General features: G+C 46.1%; 5 protein-coding genes. All 5 read left to right on the plus strand.

Features of this window, described 5'->3' with window-relative positions:
• Window positions 1–384: 384 nt before the first annotated feature.
• The 5 genes from AAC033_RS18165 (at window position 385) to AAC033_RS18185 (ending at window position 5,165) form a co-directional block, all read left to right on the plus strand.
• Window positions 385–978, plus strand: a complete 594-nt coding sequence (locus tag AAC033_RS18165) for a superoxide dismutase (RefSeq protein WP_339740792.1) — start codon at window positions 385–387, stop codon at window positions 976–978.
• A 62-nt stretch (window positions 979–1,040) separates the two neighbouring features.
• Window positions 1,041–1,811, plus strand: a complete 771-nt coding sequence (locus AAC033_RS18170) for a DUF2520 domain-containing protein (RefSeq protein WP_339740782.1) — start codon at window positions 1,041–1,043, stop codon at window positions 1,809–1,811.
• A 3-nt stretch (window positions 1,812–1,814) separates the two neighbouring features.
• Window positions 1,815–2,345, plus strand: a complete 531-nt coding sequence (locus AAC033_RS18175) for an HAD hydrolase-like protein (protein WP_339740785.1) — start codon at window positions 1,815–1,817, stop codon at window positions 2,343–2,345.
• Entirely contained in the window at window positions 2,345–2,926 is a 582-nt protein-coding gene (locus tag AAC033_RS18180; protein WP_339740788.1) for a Maf family nucleotide pyrophosphatase, read from the plus strand. Before AAC033_RS18175 ends, AAC033_RS18180 begins: the two co-directional genes overlap by 1 nt.
• Window positions 2,927–3,017: 91 nt before the next feature.
• Window positions 3,018–5,165, plus strand: a complete 2,148-nt coding sequence (locus tag AAC033_RS18185; RefSeq protein WP_339740790.1) for a S46 family peptidase — start codon at window positions 3,018–3,020, stop codon at window positions 5,163–5,165.
• Window position 5,166: the final 1 nt, after the last annotated feature.

The raw sequence follows: 5,166 nt of genomic DNA on the forward strand, positions 1-5,166 counted from the left end.
GGGCCTGGTTGTTCCTATTCTTCCTTGGTTATTGATCATTGATTATTCAGTACTTCAATCAATCGGTTCTTCGATGCTTGATCCGCTGACTACACATTCATTTTTCCAAATTCACCCTCTCTCATTCTCGACTTCTCATATAATTATCTCCCGGCCTCCACGAGCGCAAGCCTTTTAACCGGATCGATCTGGTTTTTTTCGGCGGCAATAAAAAACATTCGTGCAGTCATTTTGTTGTGTTTAAAGTAAATAGAAAATTTTAACTCAATGGAAAGAAGAAATTTTATCAATTTGGTTGGAACGGCCGCAGTTGCCGCACCGCTTTTTGGCTCGGCGCTGGCTGCTTGCAGTAGCGAAAGTAAACCTGCGGTATTTGAAGGGCACATGTTTCCGGATCTCCCTTATGGCTACGATGCGCTTGAACCCTATGTTGACGCGCAGACCATGGAACTGCACTATGACAAACATCACCGGGGGTACTTCACCAAGTTTACCGATGCGATTTCGGGCACTGATCTGGAGAAGACACCAATGCCTGATATTTTTGCCAAAATCGATCAGCATGGTGCCGGGGTGCGAAACAATGGCGGGGGGTTTTATAATCACCAGCTGTTTTGGGAGAATATGACTCCCGGGCAAACCGCGATGAACGACGAACTAAAAGCAGCTATTGAGGCTGATTTTGGATCGGTTGATGCCCTGAAAGAAGAGTTCGGAACTGCAGCAAAAACACAGTTTGGAAGCGGCTGGGCCTGGCTGTCGGTGGATGCTAACGGCAAATTGTTTGTTTCGTCCACGCCAAACCAGGATAATCCGCTGATGAACGTAGTGGAGAAACAAGGAACTCCTTTACTGGCACTCGATGTATGGGAGCACGCCTATTACCTTCATTATCAAAACCGCCGGGCTGATTATGTCGACAATTTCTGGAATATTGTCAATTGGGAAGTGGTTGGCATGCGGTATCAAAACGCTTAACAGGAACCGGTTTTTCGCCGGTTTTTTTGTTTCTTTGGGTGGCGTAATCGAAAAGCTCATCTATGATTCAGAAAATTGTACTGATCGGCGCAGGCAATTTGGCCACACAACTGGCCAAAGCGCTCCGGAGAAACGGTCTGGAAGTCGTCCAGGTGTATAGTCGTACCGAAGCTTCGGCCAAAGCGCTGGCGCAGTTGTTGGAATGCCCGTACACCACCAGTCTCGATGAATTGGAGCCTTGCGATTTGTGCATGGTTTCCGTGAAAGATGATGCTCTGGAAACGGTCCTCCGGCAAATTCAGCTGGAAACAATCGTGGTGCATACTGCAGGAAGTATTCCAATGGAGCCGCTGGCCGGGTATTTCAAAAACTTCGGTGTTTTTTACCCGCTGCAAACCTTTTCGAAACAGCGGGAAGTTGATTTTTCAAACATTCCCATTTGTCTGGAGGCCAGCTCAGCTGAAGTTTTTGCCGATCTTCAGGCTTTGGGTGAAAAGCTTTCCTCTTTGGTTCAGCCTGTCAACTCGGAAGCTCGAAAGGTTCTGCATCTGGCGGCGGTTTTTACCTGCAATTTCGTCAATCATTGCTACCAAATTGGCGACTCCATGTTGGAAGAAAAAGGATTGAGCTTCGATTTGTTGAAACCGCTGATCCAGGAAACCGCCCAAAAAATCATGGACATCAAACCCATCGACGCTCAAACCGGGCCGGCGGTTCGCATGGATGAGACGATTATAAAAAAACACCTGGATTTGCTGGCTGATCAAGCCGAAAGAAAGAGAATTTATCAGTTGGTATCCGAAAGCATTTACAAAACTCAAATTACCAAGTAACGTATGGCCTTTTTTAAAGACAAGTTGAAAAGTATAAAAGCATTGATTTTTGATATCGATGGCGTGTTGTCGCTCGACACCATGGTTTTGAATGAAGCTGGAGTGCCGGTGCGCACCGCCAATGTAAAAGATGGCTATGCGCTTCGCAATGCCCTGAACATGGGCTATCAAATTGGCATTATTACCGGCGGAAACCTGGAGCAAGTTCGGACCCGTTATGCCAATCTTGGGGTCGAATATATTTACATGGGGGTACGTGATAAAATGGTTTGTCTGAATGATTTCATGCTTCAAGCCGGTGTTAAAGCGGAAGAAGTGCTTTACATGGGCGACGATCTGGTCGATTACCAGGTGATGCAGGCTGTTGGCGTAGCCGTTTGCCCCTTGGATGCTGTGAGCGAGATTAAAGAAATTTCTTCTTATATTTCGGATAAGAAAGGGGGCGAAGGTTGTGCCCGCGACATTATTGAGCAAGTGATGAAAGCTCAGGATACTTGGATTAATGAACATTCATATTATTGGAGGTCAATTTAATGGTACCTGAAAACTTACAAAAATATCAACTGGTCCTGGCGTCAAAATCACCACGACGCCAACATTTATTAAAAGAACTGGGGCTTGATTTCCAGGTTCATGTTTCGGATGTTGAGGAATATTTTCCGCCTGAATTGGGCATGACAGCCATTCCTGAATACCTGGCAGAACTAAAAGCCACGGCCGTTCGGCAAAACTTACCCGAAAATAGCTTGGTGATTGCTGCCGACACCATTGTTTGGAAGGATGAAGAAGTGCTGGGTAAGCCGGCAGACCGCGACGAGGCGATCAAAATGCTTCAGCACCTGTCATCGAGCCAGCACCAGGTCATTACCGGCGTCAATATCCAGTCGGCCACCAAAAAATACTCCTTTCATGCCGTTACGGCCGTTTGGTTTGACGAGCTGACCGATGCTGAAATCGAGTACTACGTCGATCGGTTTAAGCCTTACGACAAAGCTGGTGGCTACGGGATCCAGGAATGGATTGGTTTTGTTGGTGTGAAAAAAATTGAGGGGTCCTTTTTCAATGTAATGGGTCTTCCGGTGCATAAAGTGTACCAATTTCTGAAAGAATTTTAGCGGATTAATTTTTGTTAACGGCTTTGTTAAAGCTATTTCAAGAAAAACAAACGTTTTGTAGAATCCGTTTTTGCTGAAAAATTACTGATTGATGAGAAAATTAGTCCTGTTTTTTATTGTCGCCGTTTTTAATCTTTCCCTGTCGGCCAAAGAGGGGATGTGGATCCCAACCTTACTCGAAAAGTACAACATCGAAGAAATGCAGGCGATGGGCTTTCGCCTCACTGTTGAAGATATTTACAGTGTGAACCAAAACAGCTTGAAAGATGCGGTGGTCATTTTCGGGCGAGGATGTACCGGGGGAATGATCTCCGACCAGGGGCTGTTGCTGACCAATCACCACTGTGGATTTTCGAATATTCAATCGCACAGCACGGTGGAGCAGGATTATCTTTCGGATGGATTCTGGGCCATGTCGCAGGAAGAAGAACTCCCCAATCCCGGGCTGACCGCAAAATTTTTGGATCGGATGGTGGATGTGTCGGATTCTGTTTTTGCCGGAACCACAGGTTTGGAAGGAGACTCTTTGCAGCAAAAGTTGGATGAAAACATCAGCCGCATTCAGCGAAACGCTGCTGAGGATGGAAAATTTGAAGCCATAGTAAAGCCCTTGTTTTTCGGGAATCAATACTTTTTGTATACCTACCTGGTCTTTCAGGATGTTCGCCTGGTCGGGGCGCCTCCGCAGTCAATTGGGAAATTTGGTGGCGACACCGATAACTGGATGTGGCCGCGCCATACCGGTGATTTTTCGATTTTCAGGGTGTATGCCAATGCAGATAACGAGCCCGCTCCTTATTCAACAGAAAATGTTCCTTACCGACCAAAAAAATGGCTCCCTGTGTCGCTCGATGGTGTTCAGCCAAACGATTTTATGATGCTGATGGGTTATCCGGGAACGACGCAGCAATACCTGCCTTCGCAGGCGGTCGAACTGATTAAGAATCAAAGCAACCCCGACCGCATTAAGATCCGAACAACGATTCTCGATATTTTCTCTAAACACATGGATGCCGATCCCAAGGTTCGTATTCAATATGCTTCGAAGTATGCCAGAACCAGTAATTCGTGGAAGCGGTGGAAAGGTGAAATTCGCGGACTGGATCGCTTGCATGCGGTGGAGCAAAAGAAGGCTTTCGAAGCGGACTTCGAAGTCTGGTACATGCAAAACGATACGCTCGAGGAGACCTACGGCCCGGTGCTTCCTCAATTCGAGAAGTTGTATGTTGACTTGCAGCCGTACGAAAAGGCGTATCATTATTATCAGGAAATTGTTTTCAAAGGCATCGAAATCTTTAAGCTAGCCGATTTTTTTCCGCGAAACGACCGGGGATGGAATCAGGTGGATGAGGGGCGTCACGAACTGGTACGAAAGGCTTTGGCGATAAAAGTAGCCGATCATTTTGATGATTATGACCAGGCAACTGATCAGGAGCTTTTTGTGCAGCTGCTTCGGATGTTGAGAAATGATTTGGACGAAAGCTTTTTGCCTGAAGACTTGAAGAAACTGTTGGCGCGATTTGATGACGATAAATTGGTTCGAAGGGTGTATGCAAAATCCGTGTTGGCTGATCCCGAGAAATTGAAGGAGATTATTTCAGAATTTGATGGCAAAAAAATTAACCAATTGCAAAAGGATCCGGTAGTTGAATTGTTTCAGGCATTGAAGCTGCACTATCAGCGGAATATCGAACAGGTTCATCAAGGGATTCAGGCGAACATCAGCACCGTTCAGCAAAAATACATGAAGGGCATTATGCTGATGGAAAAGAACTTCCAGTTGTACCCCGATGCCAATTTTACCTTGCGTGTGGCTTATGGCCAGGTGGAAGGCTATGAGCCGCGCGATGGCGTGAATTACAGTTATTATACCACGCTGAAGGGAATTATGGAGAAAAATAGTCAGGATATTCCTGACTATCAGGTGCCCGAAAGATTACAGTATTTGTACGAGTCCGGCGACTTTGGCGAGTATGAATCCAATGGAGAAGTTCCGGTGGCGTACATTGCGTCTATTCATTCAACGGGAGGTAATTCAGGAAGTCCTGCCATCAATGCCCAAGGACAACTTGTTGGCCTTAATTTTGATCGTTGCTGGGAAGGCACCATGAGCGATATCATGTTCGATCCTGATCAGTGTCGCAACATTATGCTCGACGTTCGCTACATGCTTTTTATCATCGATAAGTTTGCCGGAGCAGGCTATTTGATTGATGAAATGGAATTGGTCTCGGAATAGT

Source organism: uncultured Sunxiuqinia sp., assembly GCF_963974515.1.
Classification (GTDB): Bacteria; Bacteroidota; Bacteroidia; order Bacteroidales; family Prolixibacteraceae; genus Sunxiuqinia.

What these genes read in the sequence shown, in the direction of transcription:
- AAC033_RS18185 (WP_339740790.1), top strand. Translation starts at nt 3,018, where the DNA reads ATGAGAAAATTAGTCCTGTTTTTTATTGTCGCCGTTTTTAATCTTTCC.
- AAC033_RS18170 (WP_339740782.1), top strand. Translation starts at nt 1,041, where the DNA reads ATGATTCAGAAAATTGTACTGATCGGCGCAGGCAATTTGGCCACACAA.
- AAC033_RS18165 (WP_339740792.1), top strand. Translation starts at nt 385, where the DNA reads ATGTTTCCGGATCTCCCTTATGGCTACGATGCGCTTGAACCCTATGTT.
- AAC033_RS18180 (WP_339740788.1), top strand. Translation starts at nt 2,345, where the DNA reads ATGGTACCTGAAAACTTACAAAAATATCAACTGGTCCTGGCGTCAAAA.
- AAC033_RS18175 (WP_339740785.1), top strand. Translation starts at nt 1,815, where the DNA reads ATGGCCTTTTTTAAAGACAAGTTGAAAAGTATAAAAGCATTGATTTTT.